Annotated in this window: 22 protein-coding genes; 3 read left to right on the top strand and 19 right to left on the bottom strand. The window is 63.0% G+C overall.

What is annotated here, in order from left to right:
- Positions 1-168 precede the first annotated feature (168 nt).
- The 9 genes from ABWU19_RS01660 to ABWU19_RS01620 all read right to left on the bottom strand — a co-directional run bounded on the left by ABWU19_RS01660 (position 169) and on the right by ABWU19_RS01620 (position 12,026).
- Entirely contained in the window at positions 169-1,875 is a 1,707-nt protein-coding gene (locus ABWU19_RS01660; protein WP_435900063.1) for a DUF294 nucleotidyltransferase-like domain-containing protein, read from the bottom strand.
- A 59-nt stretch (positions 1,876-1,934) separates the two neighbouring features.
- Complete coding sequence (locus tag ABWU19_RS01655) at positions 1,935-2,630, bottom strand: glutamine amidotransferase-related protein (protein ID WP_435900031.1); 696 nt, start codon at positions 2,628-2,630, stop codon at positions 1,935-1,937.
- Positions 2,627-4,015, bottom strand: a complete 1,389-nt coding sequence (locus tag ABWU19_RS01650) for an aldehyde dehydrogenase family protein (protein WP_435900030.1) — start codon at positions 4,013-4,015, stop codon at positions 2,627-2,629. Before ABWU19_RS01650 ends, ABWU19_RS01655 begins: the two co-directional genes overlap by 4 nt.
- A gap of 4 nt (positions 4,016-4,019) precedes the next feature.
- The gene (locus ABWU19_RS01645; RefSeq protein WP_435900029.1) at positions 4,020-4,790 is read right to left on the bottom strand and encodes a glucose 1-dehydrogenase; all 771 of its coding nucleotides are present in this window, start codon (positions 4,788-4,790) and stop codon (positions 4,020-4,022) included.
- Positions 4,791-4,802: 12 nt separating this feature from the next.
- The gene (locus tag ABWU19_RS01640; protein ID WP_435900028.1) at positions 4,803-6,179 is read right to left on the bottom strand and encodes a glutamine synthetase family protein; all 1,377 of its coding nucleotides are present in this window, start codon (positions 6,177-6,179) and stop codon (positions 4,803-4,805) included.
- A gap of 22 nt (positions 6,180-6,201) precedes the next feature.
- Positions 6,202-7,659 carry an ethanolamine permease gene (gene eat / locus ABWU19_RS01635; RefSeq protein ID WP_435900027.1) on the bottom strand — a complete coding sequence of 486 codons (1,458 nt, stop codon included), beginning with the start codon at positions 7,657-7,659 and terminating at the stop codon, positions 6,202-6,204.
- 27 nt (positions 7,660-7,686) lie between these two features.
- The gene (locus ABWU19_RS01630; protein WP_435900026.1) at positions 7,687-9,105 is read right to left on the bottom strand and encodes a PLP-dependent aminotransferase family protein; all 1,419 of its coding nucleotides are present in this window, start codon (positions 9,103-9,105) and stop codon (positions 7,687-7,689) included.
- Positions 9,106-9,420: 315 nt separating this feature from the next.
- The gene (gene abc-f, locus ABWU19_RS01625) at positions 9,421-11,310 is read right to left on the bottom strand and encodes a ribosomal protection-like ABC-F family protein (protein ID WP_435900025.1); all 1,890 of its coding nucleotides are present in this window, start codon (positions 11,308-11,310) and stop codon (positions 9,421-9,423) included.
- A 146-nt stretch (positions 11,311-11,456) separates the two neighbouring features.
- Positions 11,457-12,026, bottom strand: coding sequence for a glycerol-3-phosphate acyltransferase (locus ABWU19_RS01620; protein WP_435900024.1), 570 nt, complete (start codon positions 12,024-12,026; stop codon positions 11,457-11,459).
- A 158-nt stretch (positions 12,027-12,184) separates the two neighbouring features.
- Here ABWU19_RS01620 and ABWU19_RS01615 point away from each other — a divergent pair, with 158 nt between their 5' ends.
- Positions 12,185-13,213 carry a LacI family DNA-binding transcriptional regulator gene (locus ABWU19_RS01615; protein ID WP_435900023.1) on the top strand — a complete coding sequence of 343 codons (1,029 nt, stop codon included), beginning with the start codon at positions 12,185-12,187 and terminating at the stop codon, positions 13,211-13,213.
- 4 nt (positions 13,214-13,217) lie between these two features.
- Here the strand turns inward: ABWU19_RS01615 and ABWU19_RS01610 are convergent, their stop codons facing one another.
- The 9 genes from ABWU19_RS01610 to ABWU19_RS01570 form a co-directional block, all read right to left on the bottom strand.
- Positions 13,218-13,520 (bottom strand): Rieske (2Fe-2S) protein, encoded by a 303-nt coding sequence (locus ABWU19_RS01610; protein ID WP_435900022.1) that lies wholly within the window; start codon positions 13,518-13,520, stop codon positions 13,218-13,220.
- Positions 13,521-13,572: 52 nt separating this feature from the next.
- On the bottom strand, positions 13,573-14,907 hold the full coding sequence (gene sufD, locus ABWU19_RS01605) for a Fe-S cluster assembly protein SufD (protein WP_435900021.1): 1,335 nt from the start codon (positions 14,905-14,907) through the stop codon (positions 13,573-13,575).
- Positions 14,908-14,950: 43 nt separating this feature from the next.
- Positions 14,951-15,223 carry a type II toxin-antitoxin system RelE family toxin gene (locus tag ABWU19_RS01600; RefSeq protein WP_314136401.1) on the bottom strand — a complete coding sequence of 91 codons (273 nt, stop codon included), beginning with the start codon at positions 15,221-15,223 and terminating at the stop codon, positions 14,951-14,953.
- A gap of 3 nt (positions 15,224-15,226) precedes the next feature.
- On the bottom strand, positions 15,227-15,415 hold the full coding sequence (locus ABWU19_RS01595) for a hypothetical protein (protein ID WP_314136400.1): 189 nt from the start codon (positions 15,413-15,415) through the stop codon (positions 15,227-15,229).
- Positions 15,416-15,423: 8 nt separating this feature from the next.
- Positions 15,424-16,833 (bottom strand): Fe-S cluster assembly protein SufB, encoded by a 1,410-nt coding sequence (gene sufB, locus ABWU19_RS01590; RefSeq protein WP_435900020.1) that lies wholly within the window; start codon positions 16,831-16,833, stop codon positions 15,424-15,426.
- 45 nt (positions 16,834-16,878) lie between these two features.
- Positions 16,879-17,634, bottom strand: coding sequence for a Fe-S cluster assembly ATPase SufC (sufC, locus tag ABWU19_RS01585; RefSeq protein ID WP_435900019.1), 756 nt, complete (start codon positions 17,632-17,634; stop codon positions 16,879-16,881).
- A 167-nt stretch (positions 17,635-17,801) separates the two neighbouring features.
- Positions 17,802-18,614 carry a menaquinone biosynthetic enzyme MqnA/MqnD family protein gene (locus ABWU19_RS01580; protein ID WP_435900018.1) on the bottom strand — a complete coding sequence of 271 codons (813 nt, stop codon included), beginning with the start codon at positions 18,612-18,614 and terminating at the stop codon, positions 17,802-17,804.
- Between the two features lie 40 nt (positions 18,615-18,654).
- Positions 18,655-19,812 (bottom strand): aminofutalosine synthase MqnE, encoded by a 1,158-nt coding sequence (gene mqnE / locus ABWU19_RS01575; RefSeq protein WP_435900017.1) that lies wholly within the window; start codon positions 19,810-19,812, stop codon positions 18,655-18,657.
- Positions 19,813-20,251: 439 nt separating this feature from the next.
- Positions 20,252-20,908, bottom strand: coding sequence for a TIGR00730 family Rossman fold protein (locus ABWU19_RS01570; protein WP_435900016.1), 657 nt, complete (start codon positions 20,906-20,908; stop codon positions 20,252-20,254).
- Between the two features lie 144 nt (positions 20,909-21,052).
- Here ABWU19_RS01570 and ABWU19_RS01565 point away from each other — a divergent pair, with 144 nt between their 5' ends.
- Complete coding sequence (locus ABWU19_RS01565) at positions 21,053-22,213, top strand: ABC transporter substrate-binding protein (protein ID WP_435900062.1); 1,161 nt, start codon at positions 21,053-21,055, stop codon at positions 22,211-22,213.
- 10 nt (positions 22,214-22,223) lie between these two features.
- On the opposite strand, the gene lysA is transcribed toward ABWU19_RS01565, so the two are convergent.
- Complete coding sequence (gene lysA / locus ABWU19_RS01560; RefSeq protein WP_435900015.1) at positions 22,224-23,399, bottom strand: diaminopimelate decarboxylase; 1,176 nt, start codon at positions 23,397-23,399, stop codon at positions 22,224-22,226.
- Here lysA and ABWU19_RS01555 point away from each other — a divergent pair.
- A complete protein-coding gene (locus ABWU19_RS01555) occupies positions 23,398-24,105 on the top strand; it encodes a gamma-glutamyl-gamma-aminobutyrate hydrolase family protein (protein ID WP_435900014.1) in 708 nt (235 codons plus the stop codon). The two genes, lysA and ABWU19_RS01555, sit on opposite strands and share 2 nt — an antisense overlap.
- The last annotated feature ends 142 nt before the right edge of the window (positions 24,106-24,247 follow it).

Genomic DNA, 24,247 nt, shown 5'->3' with positions numbered 1-24,247 from the left:
CTGCCAAGTCTCGCAACAGCTCATCTGTTACGACCGCTTCGAGTTGCAGCGCTTCGGGCAGGGGCCCCAAAAATCAGAACAGATCAAGCGGATTTCTTGTGAAGCTGTCCAGTAAGCATTGGGCCGGTAGCGGGCAACCGCTATCGGTTTTTTATGGCCGGGTTCAGCCTAGAGCACCTGCAGCCTGAACCGCGCGGCCAGGGTCTGCTGGGCCTGGCGCACCCGCAAAAAGACCTGGCGCAGCACCTGTAGCTCGCGGGGGCTGAGGGCAGCCTGGGCCACCCGGTTGGTGGGGGGCTGGCCCTGGGCCAGGGCCAGGAGCTGGTGGCGCAGGCGCAGGTGGGACAAAAACAAAAAGGCTTCGCTCAGGTCTTCGGCCTCCTCCTGGGGAAGCACACGGGCCAGGGCGGCGGCCCGCAAGCGCTCGAGGGTGGGGCGGGCCAGACTCTGGGCCTCGAGGCCATACACCCGCGCCAGCCCCACGATGGCCGCCAGGCCCCCTTTCTTGAGGTTGACCGTGCCCTCCTCGAAGCGGATGCGGCCCAAAAGGCCCAGGGGGGGCGTAAAGACCAGGGCCGAGCGGGCCAGCGCGGTGAGGAAAGGCCGGTTTTTAGAGGCCTGGCGCAGGCGGCGCTGCAGGGGCTCGAGGGAAAGCCCTCCGGCAATGCTGCGAAAGTCGAGGAATATCTGGGCTTCCAGCAGGCCCTCGCCCTCGGGGACGGCCAGCCACTGCTCGAAACGGGCCTCCCATTCGGCCAGGGGAAAACACCAGCGGTCGGCCATGAAGCCCCCGGGGCAGGGAGGAAACCCCGCCTGCAAAAGCCCTTCCAGCACCTGCTGGGCCAGGGCCTGAAAATAGGCTTTGGCGGTTTTTTCGGCGTAGGCCAGGGCGTTGTCCTGGTCGGTGAGCAAAGCCTGCTCGGTGCGGCCTTCGGAGCCCAGAACCAGCCAGGCGTAGGGGCAGGGCGGGGGGCCCAGGTTTTGCTCGGCGCGCCTTAGAAGCGCGCGGGTCAGGGCGTCGTTCAAAAGGCTTACCTGGCGGGTGATGGCCTGCACCGCGAAGCCCGCCGCGAACATCTGCCGCACGATGGCCTCGAGCTGCTGGCGGTAATCCTGCAGTACGCCAGGGTGCTCTTCCTTGGCAAGCCGCTTGAGCAGGGCCAGGGGGGTCTGCAGCCAGCGCCGCAGGAAGGCCCGGTCGGTCAGGAGGCCCACCACCTGGCTTTGCTGGGTGAGGGGCAGGTGGTGGATGCCCTGCTGCTCCATGAAGAGCAGGGCTTCGTGGAGGGGGGTGCTGGCGGGCAGGGTACGGGCTGGGCTACTGGCTACGGTGGAAGCAGGCGTGTGGTAGGGCAGCTCTTCGGCCAGCACGCGGTTGCGCAGGTCGCGGTCGGTAAGGATGGCCAGCCCCCTGGGTTGGGGGATCAACAAAGCGCTCACCCCCCGCTCGCGCATGAGCCGGGCGGCCTGGGCCACGCTGGCGCCGGGCTCGAGCCAGACCCCGGCCTCGGCCGCCTCGCCTGCGGGCTGCCCCAGGTCGGGCAGGTTCAGGGCCATAGGCTGCAACAGCCGCAGCCGCTCGGCCAGCCGGGCGCTAAAGAAAAGGGCGAAGCTGGGTTTTTGCAGCAGGCCACGGAAGGCCTCCTTGCTTAGGCGCAAACAGGCCGTCTCGCCCTCGGCCCGCACGGTAAGGCTGGGGGGCTGCTGTCCCAGCAGGGAAGGGTAGCCAAAGGCTTCGCCGGGCTCGAGCCAGGCCACGGCCTGTCCGTCCTGTTCCAGCCGCACCGCACCCTGGTAGACCACATACAGGCCTTCGGCCTCGCTCTGGCTGGGCTCGAGTATCACCGCCCCCGGGGCAAAGTGGCAGACGACCAGGGCCCCCTCGAGCCCTGCCCAGTCGGCCTCGCTAAGCTCGTCGAAGGGGGGGTACTGCTTTAAGAAGGCCCGGTAGCGAGAAAATTCCGAATCCAGCTCGCCACCTCCTTTGCGCTTTGCTCCAGGGCAAAGCTGGCTTTGGCCTTGGCATAGCGTTCCGGCCCCACCAAAAGACGCCGCTCTTCCAGCAGGGCTTGGGCGAAGGCTTTGGGGAACTCGGGGTGGGGCTGCAGGCCCAGCACGTTGGCCCCCACCTGGATCAGGGCATGGGGGCTAAAGGCGCTGCCGCCAAGTACGACTGCCCCAGGGGGCAGCCGGGTGATCTGGTCCTGGCAGGAGAGGATGAGCTGCAATTCCTGCAGGGGGGGCTCCATCCAGGGGGCCTGCCGGTAGAGCGAGAAGTGGTGCACCCCCACCCCCCAGCCCAGAGGCCAGCGCTCCACCCGCCCCCCCAGGGCCTGCCCGATCATCTGGTGGCCGAAGCAAACCCCCACCAGCTTGCTGGAGGAAGCCGCTACCGCCCGCACAAAATCCTCTAAGGGGGGAATCCAGGGCAAAGGGTCGTAGACCGAGGCCCGCGAGCCGGTAATCAGGTAGCCCTGGAAGTCCTCTACCCGGGCCGGATACTGCCCTGCCCGCACATCGAAAGGGGTGAGGGCCTGGCCCAGCAGCCGCTCGAACATGGCGGGGTAATCGCCGGCGATCCCCTCCAGACCTGCCGGGGGTTGGTCGCAGACCAGTACCGCCAGCCTCATACCTTACGCAGATGATACGACTTGGGCCGGGTGAGCTGCTCGTAGCCCAAGAGCGAGAGCGAGCAGCCCCGCCCCGACGCCTTGACCCCGGTCCAGGCCAGGGCCGGGTCGAGGTAGTCGCAGCGGTTGAGGAAGACCGTGCCGGTCTCGAGGCCCGTCCCAAGCTGGAGTGCGGCCCCTTCGTCTTTGCTCCAGATGGAGGCGGTGAGGCCGTAGGGGGAGTCGTTCATGAGCACGAGGGCCTCCTCGTCGCTTTTGACCGGCATAATGCCCACCACCGGGCCAAAGCTCTCCTCCACCATCACCCGCATCTGGTGGTTCACGTTCACCAGCACCTGGGGGGCCAGGTAGGGGGTGCCGGGCGCGTCGGCGGGGAAGGCTTTGGGGTCAATCAGGGCTTTGGCACCCTGGGCGATGGCCTCGGCAATCTGGCCCCGCACGAACTCGGCGGCCTCGGTGCGCACCATGGGGCCCAGGGTGGTCTCGGGGTCTAAGGGGTTGCCCAGCCTGAGCTTTAGGGTCTCGGCCACAAAAGCCTCCACAAAGGGCTGGTAGAGGGATTCGTGCACATAGATGCGCTCCACCCCGCAGCAGGACTGGCCCGAGTTGAACATGGCCCCGTCCACCAGGTTGACCACGCTGTACTCGAGGTCGGCGTCGGGCCGCACATAGGCCGGGTCTTTGCCGCCGAGCTCGAGGGCCACCCCTTTGAAGTGCCCGGCTGCCGCCCTTTCTACCGCCCGCCCCCCGGCCACCGAGCCGGTAAAGGCCACAAAGGCCACCCGGGGGTCGGCGATGGCCTGGGCGGTGAGGCCGTGGTCCATGTGCAGGTACTGAAATACCCCCTCGGGCAGCCCGGCCTCCTGGAAGGCCCAGGCGTAGCGCTCGGCCACCAGGGGGGTCTGGGCGGAGTGCTTCAGCACCACCGCGTTCCCGGCCAGGATAGCTGGCACAATGGTGTTAACCGAGGTCAGGTAGGGGTAGTTCCAGGGGGCCAGCACCAGCACCACCCCCAAGGGCTCACGGCGTATAAAGCGGGTGAAGCCCGGCAGGGCTTCGGCGGGGAGGTCCTGTAGGGCCGTGGGGGCGATACGGGCCATATAGCGGGCCCGCTCGGCAAAGCCCCCCTGGATCTCCTTGGGGCTGTAGCGGATGGGCCGGCCCATCTGCCAGGTGAGTTCCTCGGCCACTGCCTCCACGGCCCCCAGCATGACCTCGACCATGCGCTCTACGATGGCCAGCCGCTCGTGCAAGGGGGTCTGGGCCCAGGCTTTCTGGGCCTTGGCGGCCTGGGCCAGGGTTTGCTCGAGCGCCGCTGGCCCGGCCAGGGTTCGTTCCACATAGATGCGCCCATCTACGGGGCTGACGGTTCGCTGGATTTGCATAGCCTCACTCCGGGGTGACGTAGGCCGCGGTGATGCCCCCGTCTACCAGCAAGGCCGCTCCGGTCATGAAGGAAGAGGCCGGGCTGGCCAGGTACAAAGCGGCCTGGGCAATCTCGGCGGCCTGGCCGAAGCGGCCCATGGGGATGTGCACCAGCCGGCGCTGGCGTTTTTCGGGGGTGTCCAGATATTTCATCAGTAACTCGGTCTGCAAGGGCCCTGGGCAGAGCGCATTGACCCGGATGCCCTGGCGGGCGTGGATCACCGCCAGCTCGCGGGTCATGGAGAGCACCGCCCCCTTGCTGGCGGTGTAGGCCAGCTGGGGGGTGGCGGCCCCCATAAAGGCCACAAAGGAAGCGGTGTTGATGATGCTGCCGCCCCCGGCCCGGCGCAAAGCCGGGATGCCGTACTTACAGCCCAGAAAGACCCCTTTTACGTTTACCGCGAAGGTCAGATCCCAGACCGCCTCGCTGGTGTGGATGGCGTCGTCGTCTTCGGCGTGGGAGATGCCCGCGTTGTTGAAGAGGATCTGTAGCCGCCCGAAGACCCGCTCGGCCTCGGATATCATCCGCAGGGCGTCCTGGGCCTTCGAAACGTCGGCCTGCACGAAGTGGGCCTGGCCCCCTGCGCTTTGGATGGCCTCCACGGTTTCCTGGCCTTTTTCCGAGAGATCCACCGCGACTACCTGGGCCCCTTCGCGGGCGAAGAGCAACGCGGCCTCACGGCCAATTCCGCTGGCAGCGCCAGTAATCAGGGCTACTTTGTCGGCTAGTTGCATGCAAGACCTCCCTCAAATCCGCTCGTAGTACCGCTTGCGTTCCCAGTCGGTTACGGCCCGGTTATAGGCCTGCCACTCACTTCGGAAGAAGTGGGTGTAGTGCTCGTGGGCGGCCTCCCCCAGGGTGGCTTTGGCAAAAGCGCTGGCGGCAAACTGCTCTGCGGCCTCACCCAGGGTGTAGGGTACGCGCGGCAGGTGGCGGGCCTGGTAGATGTCGCCCTGGAAGATGGCCGGTGGGGTGAGGCCCTGCTCCAGGCCGTCGAGCCCCGAGGCCAGCGCGGCGGTGAGGGCCAGGTAGGGGTTCAGGTCGGCCCCCCCAATCCGGCACTCGATGCGCAGCGAGGCCCCCCGCCCCACCACACGGAACCCGGCGGTGCGGTTGTCGTAGCTCCAGGCCAGCCGGGTGGGGGCCCAGGAGCCGTCCTCGTAGCGCTTGTAGCTGTTGACGGTGGGGGCGTAGAAGGGCATGAAGTCGGGGGTATGCGCTATCCAGCCTGCCAGAAACTGCCCGAAGACCCTCGAGCCCCGCACCGGCCCGTACTCTTCCTCGCCCGCAAAGGCGTTCTGGCCGTCCTTCCACAGCGAGAGATGGATATGGCAGGAGGAGCCGGCCTGGCCGTGGTGGGGTTTGGCCATAAAGGTTACCGAGAGGCCCATGGAATCGGCCACCTCTTTCAGGCACTGCTTGAAGATGGCGTGCCGGTCGGCCATCTCCAGGGCCTCGGCGTAGCGCACATTCACCTCGTGCTGGCCCAGCCCCCACTCCCCCTTGGAGTTCTCGACCGGGATACCCGAGGCCTTCAGGTGTTGCCGCACCGTGCGGGTAAAGGGCTCCTCGCGAGTGCCCTGCAGCAGATGATAGTCCTCCAGGTAGTACCCGGCAGGCTCGAGCCCCGCGTACCCCTGCTGCTGGGCCTGGCGGTAGGAGACCCGGTAGAGGTAGTACTCCAGCTCGGAGGCCGCCATCACGGTGTAGCCCAGGGCCCTGGCCCGCTCGAGCTGCCGTTTGAGCAGGGTGCGGGGGGCTACTTCAATCAGGCGGTGGGTGCGCTCGTCCTCGAGGTCGCACAGCACCAAGGCGCTTTTCTCCAGCCAGCTAGCGGGCCGCAGGGTAGCCAGGTCGGGCACCAGGTGAAAGTCGCCATAGCCCAGCTCCCAGTTGGCAAAGCGGTAGCCCTGCACCGGCTCCATCTCCATGTCGGTGGTGAGCAGATAGTCGCAGCCGTGGGTGCCGTGCTGGGCCACCTCTTCCAGAAAGTACTCGGCCTCGAAGCGCTTGCCCATGAGCCGCCCGTAGTGGTCGGGGAAGCCCACCAGCACTGTGTCAATCTCGCCGGAGTTGACCTTGTGGGCCAGCCAACTGAGATTTCCTGCGGCGTTTTCCCTCATAGAACCTCCGGGGTTTGGGGCCCTAGCGAATCTCCCGTTGGGCCTCGGCGATGAGGGCGGCCTCTTCCTCGGGGGCCTGGGCCACCAGGCGGAAGCGGCTGTAGAACCAGTAGTAGGCCATCATCAGCACCACAAAGACCGCCGTGCCCACCACCCCAGGCCGGTAGCTTTCCACCGCAAAGGTGGCACCCAGGCAGACCAGGGACAGAATGGCCCCCACCCAGGCCCCCGGCACGCCCAGCGGGCTTTTGTAGGGCCGGGGCAGGTCGGGGCGGGTGCGGGCCAGGCGGATGTAGGCGAACATCACCATGGCGTAGGAGATGACCGCACCAAAAACGGCCATATTGAGCAGGGCGGCCCCCACGCTGTCCGAGAAGGTGCTGATTAGCACGCACATCAAAAAGCCCACCACCGCCCCCAGCACCAGGGCAAAGTGCGGGGTGTGGTAGCGGCTCACAATGGAAAGCCCGGTGGGCAGGTAACCGGCCCGCGAGAGGGCGAAGATCAGCCGCCCGTAGGCGTAGATAATGGCGTGGAAGCTGGCCACCAGGCCGGTAATGGCAATCAGGGTCAGGAAGGTGCTGGTGGCAGCATCCCCAAAGACCGCCTTGAAGCCCAGTTCCAAAGGAGCATCCGACTCGCCCACCTCCTTGGCCCCGGCCACCCCGGTGTTGAGGATGAGGGTCAGGACCGAAAGCACCAAAAGGGTGAGGATGCCCAGGATGAGGGCTCGAGGCATATCCCGTACCACATCGTGCGACTCCTCGGCGGCCAGGGGAAGCTGCTCGATGGCCAGATAGAACCAGATGGCAAAGGGCAGCGCGGCAAAAACCCCATACCAGCCAAAGGGGAGGAAGCTCGAGCCCCCCTCTTGCGGCGCGATGTTGAAAACTTTGTCCCAGCTAAACGCGCCGGAGAAGCCCGCCGCAACGTAGAAGAAGACCAGCACCCCCAGCGCCAGCAGGGTTACGATGAGCGAGACCCGCAGCGTCAGGGCGGTGCCCCGGATGTTGATGCCCACAAAGAGGGCGTAGAAGGTGGCCCACCAGATCCAGGCCGGTACGCCGGGGATGAGCGCGTTCATGTAACCGGCAATGCCCACCACAATCACCGCCGGGGTAATCACGTACTCGATCAGGTCGGTGACCCCGTTCAAAAAGGCCCAGTTGGGGCCAAAGGCGCTGCGGGTAAAGGAGTAAAAGCCCCCTGCGTGGGGTAGTGCGGTGGAGAGCTCGGCAATGGAGAGCACCATGGTCACGTACAGCACCGCCACCACCAGCGTGGCCAGCAGCAGCCCGCCAAAACCCCCTGCGGCCAGCCCGAAGTTCCAGCCGAAGAAGTCGCCCGAGATGACCGCCCCCACCCCCAGGCCCCACAAGAGCACCCAGCCTGCGCTTTTGCGCAAGCGCCGTTTCTCCAGATAGGTGTTGTCTACGTCTATATAGTGCGCTCCGCGCACCTCTTTGGGTTTGTTTTCCATAGCTGAACCACCTCCCGCCAGTTCGCTTCAAGCCTGCTCGTGTAAAACCCGTGCACCGATGAGTTTGGCCAGTTCTTTCACCCCCTCCTCCAGACCTTCTGCGGTCTGGGCTCCGAAGCACAGGCGAAAGTGCATGGTCTGGTCGGCCTGTACCAAAAAGGCCTCGCCGGGGGTGATGGCCACCCCCTGGGCCAGGGCCTGGTGGTGGAGCTCGAGGTTGGAAAAAAGCCGAGGCAGGCTCACCCAGCAGGAGAACCCTCCCTCTGGGCGGCTCCAGGACACCCCTGGCGGCATATGGCGCTCCAGGGTATGTAGCAGCACATCCCGGCGCTTCTGGTAGATAGGCAGTACCTGCCTCAGGTGCTGCTTAAGCCCTCCCAGACGAACAAACTGGGCCGTGGCCCGCTGCAAGAGGGGCGGGGGGCCGGTGATGTCGGAGACGTTGTGTAAGGAGATGAAGCGCTCGAGCAGGGCCGGCGGGGCGACCAGGTAGCCAATGCGCAGGCCGGGCATCAGCACTTTGGAGAGGCTGGCCAGGTGCACCACCTGGGCCTCCAGACCCATGCGCTGGGCCAGGGCCAGCAGGGGGGTAGGGGGGGTTTTTTCGTAGGACAGAAGGCCCAGGGTGTCATCTTCCACCAGGGTAAAGCCGTAGGTTTGGGCCAGCTCGAGCAGCCCCTGAAGCCGGGCTTCCTGGAAGCGCAGCCCGGTGGGGTTGTGGTAGCTGGGAATGGTGTAGTAAAAGCGCGGACGGTGGCGCCTCAAAAGGGCCTCGAGCACCTCCAGCCGGGGGCCTTGGGGGTCGAGCGGCACCGGCAGGGGCTTGAGGCGAAACTGCTTGAGAATGCCCAGCAGGCCCAGGTAGGTGGGTTCTTCCAGCAAGACCTCCTCGCCCGGTTCGGCCAGGGCCCGGCAGACCAGGGCCAGCCCCTGCAACCCCCCCACCGTAACCAGCACCTCCTGGGGGTCGGCCCCGATGCCCCGCTGCTCCAACAGTTCGCTCAGGGCCACCCGGAGCTCGGGCTCGCCCATCAGCGAGCCGTAGCCAAAAACCTCCTGGGCTAAGGGCTTCAGGCCCTCCAGACAGGCCCAGAAGGCCTGGTAAGGAAACAAAGCCGGGTCGGCGGTGGCCAGGGCCAGGTTGTGCAGCACCCGGGCGTGCTGCAGACGGTGCAGGTCAGAGAGCACCGAGTCGGGCTCCAGCCGCTCGCCAAAGCTGAGTGGGGCGGTGGGCCGGGCTTGCAGACTCACAAACGTACCCCGCCCCACCACCGACTCGATAAGCCCATCGCTTTGCAGCTCGCGGTAGGCGTTGTGGATGGTGAGGCGGGTGGTGCCCACCTCGCGGGCCAGGGCCCGTACCGTGGGCAGCCTTGTGCCGGGGGGCAGTTCGCCCTTGGCAATGCGGGTGCGGAACTCCTCAGCAATATGGCGGTATAAAGCCATATGTTTGTCATGCCGTGGCCTGACCCGCACGCCCATACGCTCTCCTGAATAATGGTTGGCATTATATGCACAGGGCCCAAGCAGGGGAAAGATACAAGTTGCCGGATTGTGCTAGGACAATCCCGGAGGTAAGCCCAGGGCAGCAGTCCCTTACTGCCCGCCCTGCCTGCAAGGGAACACTGTTGACGGTGCGGTTTTGCCGTCAACGGGCCTGATCGCTCAGGCTCTCTACATCAAGGGAGCAATCCAGCGAGATTTCATTTGACATTACGCTCTGTGCCGCTGGGCGCGGCTATGGACCCTGCTTGTGGGGGGTTAACCCTCGAGCTGCTCGGTCACCTCGGCCCAGCGGGCAAAGGCTTGCTCGAGCTCGGCCTCGAGCCGGTGCTGCGCTTCGGCAATCTGGGCGTACTCGAGGTGGTGCAGGTTGGGCGCATTGGCCTGGGCCAGGAGGGCCTGCACCTGGGCCTCGAGTTCGGCAATCCGATTTTCCAGGCGTTCTTTTTCGCGCTCGAGGTGCCAGCGGCCCTTGACCCTGCCCGTGGTTTTGCTTGCGGGCTGGCCGACGGTTTGAGCGGCGGGAGGCTCGGGGCTTTTGGGCACGACCTCGGCTTTGCGGCGCTCGAGGTACTCGCTGGGGGGGCCGGGGTAATCGCCAAACTGACCGTGGTGCACGTGCCAGGTTCGGCTGGCTAGCTTATCCAAAAAGGCCAGGTCGTGGGAGACCAGGAGCAGGGTACCCGTGTAGCTCAGAAGGGCCTGCTCGAGGGCCTCCACGGTTTCCAGGTCGAGGTGGTTGGTGGGCTCGTCCAAGACCAGCAGGCTGGCCTGCTGTAAGGAGAGCGAGAGCAAAGCCAGCCGGGCCCGCTCGCCGCCCGAAAGCTGCTTGACCTGCTTGAACTGGGCCTCGTAGGGAAACATCCAGGCCCCCAGAGCGGCATGGGCTTTCTCGCCCAGCATCCGGTAAAGGGTCTCGAACAGGGTGAGCTGGGGGTCGAAGCCAGAGAGCTTCTGGTCGTAGTAGCCCACCCGTACCCCTGGCCCGGTTTTGACCCGCCCCGCCGGATGGTCGGAAGGAAGCAGGCCCAAAAGCACCCTGAGCAAGGTGGTCTTGCCGGCCCCGTTGGGGCCAATCAGGGCGATGCGCTCCCCTTTTCGCACCAGCAGGCTGGGAATGTAAAAAAGCGTGCGCCCCCCAAGGGTTTTTTGCAGCTCCCAGCCTTCCAAAACCCGCTCAGCCGTTGCTTGCTGCTCGAGGGGAAAGCGAATCTGTACGGTGGGGTCGTCCGCATCGGGCGCGGCTACGGCCTCCTGCATGAACTGCGCCATTCGGGTTTCCAGGCTGTGCAAACGCCGGGCATGTTTAGCGCTGCTGTGGGCCCAGCGCTGGGCTTGCTCGAGGATGCCCTCGCGCCGCTGTTTTTCCTTGAGCCAGTTGGCATAGGCCCGGGCTTCTTGCTCCTCCTGTATGGCCCGCTGCTGGCGAAAGGCCGAGTAGTTGCCTTCATAAAGCTTGAGCTGGCCCCGGCGCAACCAGGCCACCCGCTGGGTTACCTGGTCGAGGAAGCGGCGGTCGTGCGAGACCGTGACGGTGGCCCCCCCAAACGACTGCAAAAAGTCCACCAGCCAGTCGGTCATCTCGAGGTCGAGGTGGTTGGTGGGCTCGTCCAGCAGCAGCGCGTCCGACCCCGATAAGAGCAACGCCCCCAGAGCCAGCCGCCGGGCCTCGCCACCCGAGAGTACGCTGGTTTTTTCCTGCTCGCGCCCCACAAAACGCAGCCCTTTGAGCACGGCTTCGTAACGCGCGCGCTGCTGATAGCCCCCGATGGCCTGATAGCGCTCGTGCAGCACTTCCCAGCGGTGGTAGACCTCGAGGTCGGCCAGGCGGGCCTCGAGCCGGGCCAGCTCGGCTTCCATAGCCTGCACCCGGGCAAACCCCCGCTTGAGCACCGACTCCACGGTATCGGAAGGGCTGTACTGAGGGTCCTGGGGCAAAAGCTCCAGGTGCACCCCCTCGGTACGGTGGATGCGGCCTGCGCTGGGCTCGAGGCTCCCTGCCAACAGGCGCATCAGGGTGGTTTTACCCGAGCCGTTGGCCCCTACCAGGGCCAGCCGGTCGCCGTGGCGCAATTCCAGGTTCACCCCCGCCAGCAGGTCGCGGGCCCCCAGGGTGTACTCGAGGTTCTCGGCAAATACAATCCGCACATCAGCCAGTTTAGCAAGGGAGACCTTTCGATGGCCCGTTCAAGCGAACAGCGCAATTGCCCATAAGAAACCTTTTCTACTGCTGCCAAACATGGGTTGGATGGGCGCACCCATTCAGCCGACAAAGCGGCTTTGGCGGGTTCACATCAGCGGCCACTTCTGGCCATTCGCAGACCCCGCAAGGCCACTGTTGCGCTTACCAGCAGAAAAGCCCAGAACCCGATTCCAGTGGGCCAAAAAGCAATCAGCGCATAGGCATACCCCACCAGTGCGCCTACGGGAAGGGGGTACCAGCTTTGCCGGTGGCTTTTCCAGTACAGTTGCCAGTACAGGCCCGCTACAGCCAGGCCAAGCGCTACTGCCACCAAGGTGATGGTGGGATACAAAAAGACGAAAAAACCCAGGGTGGGTGCGATGCCGCCCCCTCCACGAAAGCCGAAGTACAGAGGCCAGTTATGCCCCGCTACTACAGCCGCGCCCATTAACGGCAAAGCCCAGGGGGTTTGCAGAAACCCGCTCAAATAGGCCACCAGGCTTCCCTTGGCAATGTCTGCCACGGCCACCAGCACCCCCCAAGCAGGCCCAAGCTGCCGCCAGGTGCCGCTGGCGCCGGGGGTGTCGCGTTCGGCCAGGTCGATACCCCTGACGGCGCCGACAATGCGCCCAAAGCTAAGCGAACCCACCAGATAGGCCAGCATCACCCAAAAGAAATCCATAGACTGCCTTTATGCTACCGTGCTTTTCGGCAGCGGCAACCCAACCGAGGGGATGCAGCAGTGAACCCCCGGGCGCAGCAATTTTTTGGTTTGGATTGTGTGGTAGACTGTGTTTGGCTTACTAAAGAAAGCGCTTCCATACACAAAAGGAACCTGACGTGGCCAAACGTAAACCTACCATCCACGAAGTCGCCTACCTCGCCAAGGTGGGGATCGGTACGGTAAGCCGGGTACTCAACAACCACCCTTCGGTGCGTCCTGCGACGCGAGAACGCGTGCTGGCGGCAATGGCCAGTCTTGGCTATAGCCCCAACCCCCACGCGCGGCGGGTTGCGGGGGGGCGCAGCTATACCATTTCTCTCATCCTTCCGGTAATCTCCACCGAGTTTTACAACCGACTGCTCGAGGGCATTGAGCAGGTTTTGAGTGAAGAGCGCTACGAGATTGCCCTTTTCCCCATCTTCTCGCCCCAACGCTTGCAGCGTTACCTGGAGAGCCGCTCGCTGGCGTACCAGACCGATGGGTTGTTGGTAGCCTCGCAGGGCCTGGCCCACCTGCTGCCCGACCAGAGGTTTCCTACTGAGCGTCCTGTGGTGCTGGTAGATGCCTACAGCCCTCACTACGACTCGGCTTACGTCGACAACTACCTGGGGGGACAGATGGCGGCCCAGCACCTGGCGCAATTTCCTGGTGAACTATTTGCCATTCAGATGCAGGAAGAGCTCGATGAGGTCATGCGCAATACCGTAGGGCAGGAGCGGGTCGCTGGGTTCCGAGATGGGCTAAAGCGGGCCGGCCGGAAGCTGCCCGATTCACACGTGTTTATGTCGCGCTTTTCTGCCGAGGGCGGGCGGCTGGCCTTGCAGCACTTTATGCAGCAGTCCAAACCCCCCTACAACATTTTTGCCGGGGCCGACCTGCTGGCTTTGGGGGTTCTTGAAGAGGCTGAGCGACAGGGCCTCGAGCTGGGTGAACAGGTGCGCCTGCTGGGCTTCGACGGTCATCCCTGGACCGAGGCCAGAGGGCTCTCCACCCTCTCACAGCCCATCGAGGACATGGGGGGCGAGGCCGCCCGCCTGTTGCTGGATCGCATCCGGGGCTATAAGGGCAGCCCCAGGGCCCGGCGCTTTGAACCCACCCTGATCGTGCGCCGCTCAACGCAGCCCCAGCGGAACTACGCCGATTAGAACTTTATACTTCCAGCCAGACCTGCCCGTCTTCTATTCGGGCCTTATACGCCTTGACCGGACGCGGCGCGGGCAGGGTGGCCTTGCCAGTACGCAGGTTGAATTTGGCGCCGTGGCGGGTGCATTTGATGGTATCGCCTTCTACCGGGCCATCGGAGAGCGGGTTCTTGTCGTGGGTGCAGATGTCCGAGATGGCAAAAACCTCCTGGCCGGTGTAAAGCAGCAGCACCGGGGTTTTCTCGCCCTCGACCTTGACCACCAGACGGCCATTCTGAAACTGCTCGAGCTTGGCAACAGGAATCCACATAAACTCATCGAAGGTCTTACCCGACCACTGATTTTCCCCCATCCTGGGGCATCTAGACGCGTACCTTCTCCTCGATGATGCGCTCGATGTGCTGGCGCAAGGGCTCGATGGGGATGCGGGTAAGCACATCGGTCATGTGCCCCTTGACCAGAATCTGCTGGGCCATGTGGCGGGGGAGGCCCCGGCTCATCAGGTAGAAGAGCTCCTCCGGGGCCACCGGCGCGGTAGAGGAGCCGTGGGAGCACTTGACGTCGTTGGCCCCAATCTCGAGCTGGGGCACGCTGTCGCTGCGGGCATCCTCCGATAGGAGCAGGTTGCGGTTGGTCTGGTAGGCGTCGGTTTTCTGGGCCCCCGGCTCCACCTTGATTAAGCCCGCATATACCGTGCGGCTCTGGTCCTTGGCCGCCCCCTTATAGAGCACGTCGGAGTAGGCGTGGTCGGCCACGTGGTGCTGCAGGGTGTAATGGTCCACGTGCTCCTGGCCGGTGGTGAAGTACAGGCCCAGCATCTCGGAGGACGAACCCGGCCCCAGCATCTCCGACTGCACCTCGGCCCGGCTGATGGAGGCCCCCATGTTCACCACCAGGTCGTTGAGGGCGGCATCCCGCTCCAGGTGGGCCCGTTGGCGGTGGAAGTGGTAGAAGCCCTGGCCCAAAAGCTGGATGTGGGCGTGGCGCACCTTGGCCCCGCTGCCCACGATGATTTCGGTGGAAGAGGTGTTGACCGAAGAGGCCACTTTGGCGGGCGAGATGTACTCCTCGATGTAGACTGCCTGGCTGTTTGCGTCTCCCACAATCAGGGTGCGCGAGCCGGAGAGGTGGCCGCCCTCCAGGTACTTAAAGACCCCAATGGGCTTGCTAAACTCCACGTTCTTGGGGATGTACAAAAACACCCCGTGGGTGAAGAGGGCCGCGTTGAGGGCAGGAATTTTGGAGTTCTCGGGCCGGTTTACCTGGGTGCCTACCAGGTCGTGCCAGTTCACGGCCTTGAAGAGGTTTTCCTGCACCAGCCTGGGGTGGTGGGCGATGGCCTGGTGCAGGCTGGTGAAGATCACCCCCTGGGCCTTCAGCTCTTCGGGCAGTTCGACGTGCACCAGGTCGGCCCCCACGAAGACCGCGTAGCCCGAGAGCTGGGCCTGGGCCAAGCGCTCTTTGACCGCTGGGGGAATCTCGCTTGCGTTCCCTTTGGGCAGCTCGAGCGGCAGTTCCTCGAAGGGCACCTCGGTGATGTCGGTGTACTTCCACTCCTCGGTGCGGGTGGTGGGGTAGGGCAGCTTAGCAAAGGTTTCCCAGGCTTCCAGGCGCTTGGCCTGAAGCCACTGGGGCTCGGCGAGTTTTTGGGAGACCTCGAGCACGAGGTCGCGCGAAAGGGTCGAAGTGGTTTGCACTGATTTCCTCCTGGTTCCTTGAATGCAGTACGAGGGGCACACCCTACTGCGGCCATCCTTGGCGCTTGTAAATGTCCTTGCGGTGGCCCACGGCCAGCACGGTTATAATCTGGCTGCTGGTATCCACATCGAAGACGATTCTGAAATCGCCAACCCTTACCCGATACGAAGCCTCCCCCTTGAGCTTGATGGTGCCAGGCGTGAAAGGCTCTTCTGCTAATTCCTTCAACTTTGCAATGATCCTTCCCCGTACCTCTTTGGGGAGATCGGCCAGGTCTTTGCCAACGCGCTTAGAGATGGCAAGGGTGTAGGCCATATTCTATGGCTCGAGTTCCTTTTGCAGGTCCTCGAGGCTATAGGTCTGGTCCCCCCTACGCTCGGCGATAACCTGGCGGTGCCAGGCCTCCTCAAGCAGCTCCTCGTACTCCTCGAGGGGCAGCACGATGTGGGTCTTGCGACCTTCAGCATCGGTCAGGTAGAGGTGGGTATCGGGTGTTTGGGCAGCCATATCCTTTTTTATCCTACGCTACCTTCCATCTCGAGCTCAATCAAGCGGTTCAGCTCCACCGCGTACTCCAGGGGCAATTCCTTGGCCACCGGCTCGATGAACCCGCGCACAATCAGGGCCGCGGCCTCGTCCTCGGGCAGGCCCCGGCTCTGCAGGTAGAAGATCTGCTCGTCGTTGAGGCGGCTCACGGTGGCCTCGTGGCCCACCGTGGCGGTGTCGTCTTCGATTTCCATGTAGGGGTAGGTATCGGTGCGGGACTCCTCGTTGATCAGCAGGGCGTCGCACTCCACATTGACCTTGACGTGTTTGGCCCCTTCGTAGACCTTAATCAGGCCCCGGTAGCTGCTGCGGCCCGAGCCTTTGGAGATGCTCTTGGAGACGATGGAGCCGCCGGTATGGGAGGCCGCAAAAATCAGCTTGCCGCCCGCGTCCTGGTGCTGACCCGTACTGGCAAAAGCGATGGAGAGGATGTCCGAGCGGGCCCCTTCCTCCACCAGGTAGCTGCTGGGGTACTTCATGGTGACTTTGGAGCCCAGGTTGCCGTCCAGCCACATGTGGTAGGCGTCTTTCTTCACCAAAGCCCGCTGGGTGACCAGGTTGTACATGTTGTGCGACCAGTTCTGGATGGTGGTGTAGCGGCTTTTGGCCCCCTGGTTCACCACGATCTCGATGACCCCGGAGTGGAACGAATCGGTGGTGTAGGTGGGGGCGGTGCAGCCCTCGATGTAGTGCATCTCGGCGCCTTCGTCCAACACGATGATGGTGCGCTCAAACTGGCCCAGCTCGGCGGTATTGACCCGGAAATAGGCCTGCAAAGGCAGGTCTACCTTCACGCCCTTGGGCACATACACAAAGCTTCCACCCGACCAGACTGCCGAGTTGAGGGCGGCGTACTTGTTGTCCTCCGGCGGAATAACCGTGGCGAAGTACTCGCGGAAAAGGTCTTCGTGGTGCTTAAGCCCTTCCTCGATGGAGACGAAGATAACCCCCAGGCGCTGCAGCTCTTCTTTGACCTGGTGGTACACCATCTCCGAGTCGTACTGCGCGCCCACCCCCGCCAGCACCTTGCGCTCGGCCTCGGGGATGCCCAGCTTCTCGTAGGTGCGGCGAATCTCCTCCGGCACCTCGTCCCAGCTACGGGCGTCGCGCTTCTCGGTGGGCTTGGCGTAGAAGTAGATCTCGTCCATGTTGAGGCCCGAGAGGTCGGCCCCCCAGGTCGGCACCGGCTTGGACTGGTAGATTTCCAGCGCTTTGAGACGGAACTCGAGCATCCAGGCGGGCTCGTCCTTGTGGTAGCTGATGGCCTCCACCACGCGCCGGCTCAGCCCCTTCTCGGCCTTCCAGACGGGTTTTACCTCGTCCACAAAGCCGTACTTGTATTCATTCCCAATGTCTTCAATCAGGATGTTGTCGGACATATTCGCTCCTTTGCGCCCAGGGTTCTGATAGAGCAACCCGCACCATCAGTTCGACACGGCCAGTTCCTTGACCCAGTCGTAACCCTGCTCCTCGAGCTTCAAGGCCAGCTCAGGGCCCCCCGAGGTGACGATGCGGCCATCGATCATCACGTGTACCGCATCCGGCACGATGTAGTTGAGCAGGCGCTGGTAGTGGGTAATCAGCAGTGCACCGAAGTTGGGCCCGCGCATGGCGTTTACGCCCTTGGCTACCACCTTCAAAGCGTCAATGTCCAGGCCTGAATCGGTCTCGTCCAGAATGGCGTAGGTGGGCTCCAGGACCATCATGTGCATGATCTCGTTGCGCTTCTTCTCGCCCCCCGAGAAGCCATCGTTGAGGTAGCGGGTCAGGATGCTCTCGTCCCACTCGAGGGTCTGTAGGGCCTTTTGCAGCTTGCCGTAAAACTCCATCATGTTGACTTCGTCGCCCTTTTTAGCTTGTAGGGCCAGCCGCAAAAAGTTGGCATTGGAAACCCCCGGCACTTCAACCGGGTACTGGAAAGCCAGGAACAACCCCTTGCGGGCACGCTCGTCGGCTTCCATCTCGAGGATGCTCTCGCCATCCATCAGAATGTCGCCCTTGATGATCTCGTAGCTGGGGTCTCCGGCAATGATCTTGCCCAGGGTGCTTTTGCCAGCCCCATTGGGCCCCATAATGGCGTGTACCTGGCCCTTAGGCACAATCAGGTTGACCCCGTTCAGGATGGTCTCGCCGTCCACGATTTTAGCGTGCAGGTTGCGGATTTCCAGTTGATTTGCCATGCTTATTCCCCTTCTAACAGCTTGTTTCACCTAGAACAACCAGTTCTTACTGCGAATCACTCGCAATAAGAGTATAGGTTCTGTTCTCTAAAAAGTATAGTAGTTTAGTCGGGATTCGGACTCCCCAGGTTACAAATCCGACAGGTGTGGGGTGGGTTTGGCTGGCCCTACACATCCCAGTAGTCGTCTGGGTAGGGCAGACCCACTGCCTCGGCAAAAGCCTGCAGCCCCAGCCGGTCGGGGGCTTCTAAGTGGTAGCGGAAGTTCCACAGGTAGTGCTGCATCAGCCGCTCGGGAATGCCCAGGCGCTGGGCTTCGCTGCCGGCCACCGCGGCCAGGTTGCCCAGTCCCAGCGAACGGGCCGTCCGCAGGCGGCGGACAATATTGGGGGGTGGCGGGGCGTTTTTGCGGGTAGCCCAGACCCCAAACACAAAGGGCAGCCGGGTACGCTCGAACCACTTCATCGAGAGGTCGGTGATGTGGATGCCTTCAACCTGGCTGGGCACCTGGTGCACCGATTCGGGAATGACGGATAGCAGACTAAAGTAGGTGGTGATGGCCCGGTCGCCAATCAGCAGTACAGCATCAAAACGCTCTAACAGCTCCAGGCCACCTTGCTCGGGGGTGTACCGGGCCTCTATGCCATCGGCCTGAAGCAGGTACTGCAAAAGCCGTACCGAGGTGGCGCTTTCGGTGGTCAGGGCAATGTGCTTTAGCTTGCTCCAGGGTGCGCGGTGAAACAGGTTGACCGAGTACACCGGCCCCAGGTCGGCCACGCTAAAGTCGGGCAGGGGTCGCAGCTGGCCTGCGTTTTGCAGGTAGAAGTACGAGGAGACCAGGCTCAGGTCTACCGATCCCTCCAGAAGCCAGCGGTTGAGCTCGGTGGGAACGCCATAGCGAAAGGCCACCCCCTCCCCTTCGTCCAAAAAGTGATAGAGCGGCGCGGTGTTGGCGTAGCGGGGAACCCCAAGTATGTACATAGCAATGACAAAAGCTCTGGAATGACCAGCCGAAACGGCGCTAGGCCCGCGGTGCGGGGTCGTAGATGTGCAGCTCGTTGTATAGCGCATCCCGCTCCACCGGCACCCGTCCGGCCGCCTGAATGAGCTGCACCATTTTTTGACGGGAGAGCCCCAGGGGAGAGGTGGCTCCCGCGGCATGGGCAATGTGTTCTTCGATGATGGTGCCGTCGATGTCCGAAACCCCCCAGTCGAGCGAGACCTGTACCAGGTCGGAGGAGATCATCACCCAGTAGCCTTTAATGTGGTCGAAGTTGTCCAGGTAAAGCCGCGCTACGGCCAGGTTGCGCAGGTCGTCAAGGCCGGTGGTGAACTCGGTCTTGCCCAGGTTGAAGGCCAGGGCGTTGGCGTCGGGCTGGAAGGCCAGGGGAATGAAGCTGTAAAAGCCGCCGGTCTCGTCCTGCAGCCGGCGCAGCCGATCCATGTGCTCGAGGCGTTCTTCCAGGGTTTCGATGTGGCCGTAAAGCATGGTGGCGTTGGTGCGGATGCCCAGGCTGTGGGCCTCGCGGTGGATTTGCAGCCACTTGTCGGCCTTGACCTTATTTTTGGCGATCTGCTTGCGTACCCGCTCGGCGAAGATTTCCGCCCCGCCGCCCGGTAGGGCCACCAGGCCGGCTTCCTTGAGCTCGCGCAGCACCTCGAGCGTAGGCTTTTTGCTGATTTTCGAGAGGTGCTCAATTTCCGCGGCAGTAAAGGCCTTGACCTGGATACCGGGGAAGTTTTCCTTCAGGGCCCGCACCATCTCGGGGTAGTAGCTCCAGGGGCGGGTGGGATGATGCCCGCTGGACATGTGCAGCTCGGTCAGGCCCGGCTCCCACTTCTCGCGCACCTTAGCCACCACCTCCTCCACGCTGTAGTCCCAGGCCCGCGCCTCACCTTTTTTGGCAGCAAAAGCGCAAAAGGTGCAGCCCACATAACAGATGTTGGTGAACTCGAGCCGCAGCGAGTGCACAAAGTAGGTTTTGCCGCCATGCTTGCGCTCGCGCACCCGGTTGGCCAGCCGCATCAGGGTGTTGTAGTCGGGGGTATGGTAGAGCACCATCCCGTCTTCGAAGGTCAGGCGCTCCCCTGCCTCCACTTTTTCGACTATGGGAAGAAGCCTGGAATCGCGCACAGGGGCATGTTGCCAGGCCCCAACGAAGGAAGCAACCGCATTCATCACAACCAATCGTATCACTGCCCGCCCCAGAGACCATGGGCCTGACCAACGATTGACCGCACCACCGGACGCTTGCTGTGCTGTTCAGAACGAAGCAGTCAAGCTTGCGCTTCCCACGTAACGGTTATATGCACCGCTAAACCCCAAACAGTTTTTTATGGTGAAAACTGCCATCGCTTGCCATGCCTAGCTGGTCAAAACAGCGCGTGTTGGCGGTTGACAAAATGGCCTTGGCGGTGCGCTGCCAAACTGTAATCCGGCCCGGTACTGGTGGAAAACACCTGCATCTAACCGCCGCTGTCAAACGAACATTATTGAAGAGGGCATTGTCATGGAAGAGCGTTCAACACGTCGTTTGCGTCTGTCTCGAGTGTTCCCGGCAACCAAAGCCAATCGGACACTGCCGGTTCCCGCTGGGCTGATAAGCCTCTAGAGCACTCTAATGGTTGTTTCTATTAGCGCCAGTGAGCGCTTCAAGTATTGCTTCTGGTGTGTCCACCAGGGTCATGAGCTTCAAGTCTTGGGGGTCAATGACCCCTGCGGGAATCATGGTGTCCTTCATCCAGTCCAGCAATCCTTTCCAGTAAGCCGTGTCCAGCGCAAAAATGGGGAAAGGGTGTACTTTGCCGGTCTGCACCAGCACCAGCACCTCGGCCAGCTCATCCAGGCTGCCAAAACCCCCAGGCATTACCACAAAGGCCTTGGCGTAGCGCACCAGCATAAGCTTGCGGGCGAAAAAGTAGCGGAAGCTAAGGCTGTGGGTCTGGAAGGGGTTGGCCCGCTGCTCATGGGGCAGCTGGATGTTGAGCCCCACCGAGATGCCCCCGGCGTTGTAGGCCCCTCGGTTGGCAGCCTCCATTAGCCCGGGCCCTCCGCCCGTAACCACACCAAAACCTGCTTCGGCCAGCCGCTGGCCCAGCAGCAGGGCTTGCTGGTAATAGGGGTTTTCCGAACCAAGGCGGGCTGAACCAAACACCGTTACCAGCGGTACGCCAAGCTCTCCCAAAACTTCAAACCCCTCCACAATTTCGGCCATAATGCGCCATAGCCGCCAGGAGTCTTGATGTTGCAGCAGATCTATTTCGGGTTGTTTCATGGTCTAACTTTATCGCGCTTGCATACTTGCTTATCGGATAGGCGACCACCTGTTCTTGACAATCCGGCTATGGGCATAGAATAGGGTGACACCTAGGAGGAAGATGTGAAGCGTTTGCTGACTTCTTTGGTTTTGGTGGCGGGAATGGCTTCGGCCCAGACCGAGATTTCTTTCTGGCACAGCATGGATGGCCCGGCTGAACGGACGATTGCACAGTTTGCAAACGCCTTTAATGCCTCCCAGCGAAACTACCGGGTCACCCCACGCCTGATTGGCGATTACCGCGAAGGGGAGACCCGCTTGCTGGCAGCGCTACGTGCTGGCGGTGCGCCGGTGATGTTCCAGGCCGAGATTCTGCTGTTCCCGCGCCTGGTGGCCGAGGGGGTGGTGTTGCCGCTGGACGAGTTGGCGAATGCCTTGCCCAAGGCCTTCACCGACGATTTGTTCGAGGCGGCCTGGGATTACGGCCTGATCAACAACCGCCGCTATGGCCTGCCCTTTAACACCTCCACACCGGTGCTGTTCTTCAACGAAAACCAGCTTCGGGCCAAGGGACTCAAAGTGCCCAGCAACTGGCGCGAGTTTGAACAGGCCGCCAGGGGGCTCACCAGCCGAACCTCCAAGGGGTTTATTGCGTTGAGCGAGTCCTGGACCTTTGAGGCCCAGGTTACCAGCCGGGGGGGCAACCTGGTCACCCCCGATGGCCGGCCCAACTTCACCTCCCGCGAGGTGGTGGAGACCCTCGAGTACCTTCAGCGTTTGGGGCGCGAGGGCAGTATTAGCGTGCGCAACCTCTCTGAAAGCTTTTTCGCGCAGACCGACTTTATCCGCACCAAGGGCATGATGGTCATGGCCTCGATTGCCAACTGGCCCGCCGCCGAGAACGCATCCTTTGCCTTCAAGCTGGGTGTGGCCCCCATCCCGCGTGAGCCCAATGGAAAGGTTCCGCTGGGTGGGGCGCAGCTGGTGGTGTTGCGTGGAGCCAGTGCCGAGCAGCAGCGGGGGGCCTTCGAGTTCTGGCGCTTCCTGATGGAGCCACAGAACATCAAGACCTGGGTCGAGGCCAGCTACTACGTGCCCTTGCGCAAGTCGGCCACGCCCTTGCTGGAAGCCTTCTACCGCGAGAACCCTTACCGCAAGGTGGCCTTTGAACAGGTGGCGGTGGCCCAGCCCCGCCCACGGGTGCCTCAGTTTGCGGTCTGGCGCAATTTCCTGGAAGAAGCCCTGGAGAAAGCCCTGAAAGGCAACGTACCGGCCCGCCAGGCCCTCGAGGAAGCCCAGCGCAAGGCCGAGGCGGCCCGCTGAGGGAAAAAGCTCACATCTCGTCTTGCAGCAGGGCCTCCAGGCTCTGCTGCTGGCGGATAACCTCCCAGCCCTGGCCTGTCCACAAAAGCTCGCTGGGGCGGGGGGTGTCGAGGTAGTTGCTGCTCATGCTGCTGGCGTAGGCCCCTGCTTGCAGAATGGCCAGCAGGTCGCCTTCCTTGGGCTCGGGCAGGGTTATGTCGCGGGCCAGCACATCGCCCGACTCACAGGCAGGGCCAGCCAGGTCGTAGGTGGCCTGGCGGGGGTTGTGGTACAGCGGTTCAACCGGGTGTACCGCAGCGTAGAGCATGGGCCGAATGAGCTGGCTCATGCCTGCGTCAATGAGCAGATAATTGCGCCGGGTACGCTTGACTCCCCAGCAGCGTGTAACCAGCACCCCGGCTTCGGCCACCAGATAACGGCCCGGCTCGAGCCAAACCTCGACGTTGTGCTTTTGGGCCAGCGCAGCAACCTGCGCCCCCAGCTCGGCCAGCTCGAGGCCCAGCCCAAACCCCCCGCCCAGGTTCATAACCTGGAAGGGGCCGTGGGCCCGGTAGAGCGCGTCCATCACGGCGTAGCCAGCCTGGTAGTCCTGGGGGTGCTCGAGGGCCGATCCCAGGTGGATGTGCAAACCCAGCACCTCGAGCTGGTTTCGCTGGGCCAATTCCAGGGCCTGCCCAATGTCCTCGGGCAACAGGCCAAATTTGCTGTCGCCCCGCCCTGTGGCCAGGTGGTCGTGGGTGACAATGGGCAGATCGGGGTTGACCCGCAGAAGAACCCGGGCCCTGGGCAGCAGCTTACCAACCCGCTTGAGGTCGGCCAGAGAGTCAAGGCCCAGAATCGGAATGCCCATGCGACTCAACGCTTCCAGCATGGCCGGAGTCTTGACCGGCCCATTGAGCAGCACCTCGTTGCGACGGAAACCGGCTTGGTAGGCCCGGTACACCTCGCCCAGGCTTACCGCCTCCACAAAAATGCCCCGCTCCAGCAAGCGCCGCAAGAGCCCCAGGCGGGGGTTGGCCTTCATGGCATAGAAAATCTCTGCCTGGGGAAACGAGTTTTGCAGGCGCCCCAAGCGCTCCAGGATGCTGGGCCAGTCGTAGGCATAAAAGGGGGTCTCAAAGCGAGCCGCAGCTTCCTTGAGGGCCTCTTTAAACTCTGGGCGCAGGGCAGTGTAGGATTGGGACATGCTCATTGGTGTAACCCCTCAGTCGCGCAGCGTGGAAGGTCTTTTTCGAACCAAGATCTGGGGTCTGCTCGAGCCCTACCTCAAGGCCCTGGAGAGCCAGGGTGCCAGCATTGTAATCCTTCCCCCCCAGGCCAGCGATAAGCTGCCTGCGTTGTTGCGCAAGCTGGACGGGGTGCTGCTTCCAGGGGGGGTGGATGTGGATCCGGCCCATTTTGCCGAGGAGCCCATTCCCGAGATGGGGGAGGTGAGCCTCGAGCGCGATGCCATCGAGCTGTTTGTAGCCCGCTATACCGCCCAGCACGGTATCCCCACCCTGGGGGTTTGCCGAGGCGTTCAGGTGATGAACGTGGCCCTGGGGGGCAGCCTTTACCAGGACCTTCCTGCCCAGGGGTTTCGTGCTGTGCAGCATAGCCAGAAAGCGGAGCCGCCCGCGCTGGGCCACAGTGTGGAGCAGACCGAGCAGAGTCCCCTGAATAAGCTGTTCGCGCATCGCTTTCGGGTTAACTCGTATCACCATCAGGCCCTCAAAGACCTGGCCCCCGGCCTGCGTGTGGTGGCTACTGCTCCAGATGGCATTGTGGAGGCGGTGCAGCTCGAGGGCCACCCCTTCTACCTGGGGGTACAGTGGCATCCCGAACTGCTGCCCGAACAATGGGGTATTTTCCGCCTGCTGATTGAGGCCGCGGCCCACCACCCGGTTCGTTGAGCGGTGGCTTGCAAGGTTTTTGTGTAGAGACCGTGGACGGGGTTTGAGCAAGCGATAATCTAACTGCCTTCCAGTGTCGTTTTGAACAACCCCAAAACCTTGTCGGCTATACACTGGGTTGAGAACGGGTATCTTATGGTTT

The sequence above is a fragment of the Meiothermus cerbereus genome (assembly GCF_051297115.1).
GTDB lineage: Bacteria > Deinococcota > Deinococci > Deinococcales > Thermaceae > Meiothermus > Meiothermus cerbereus_A.
Note: the sequence above shows the minus strand (reverse complement) of the source record. Positions and strands in the feature narration are given on the sequence as shown.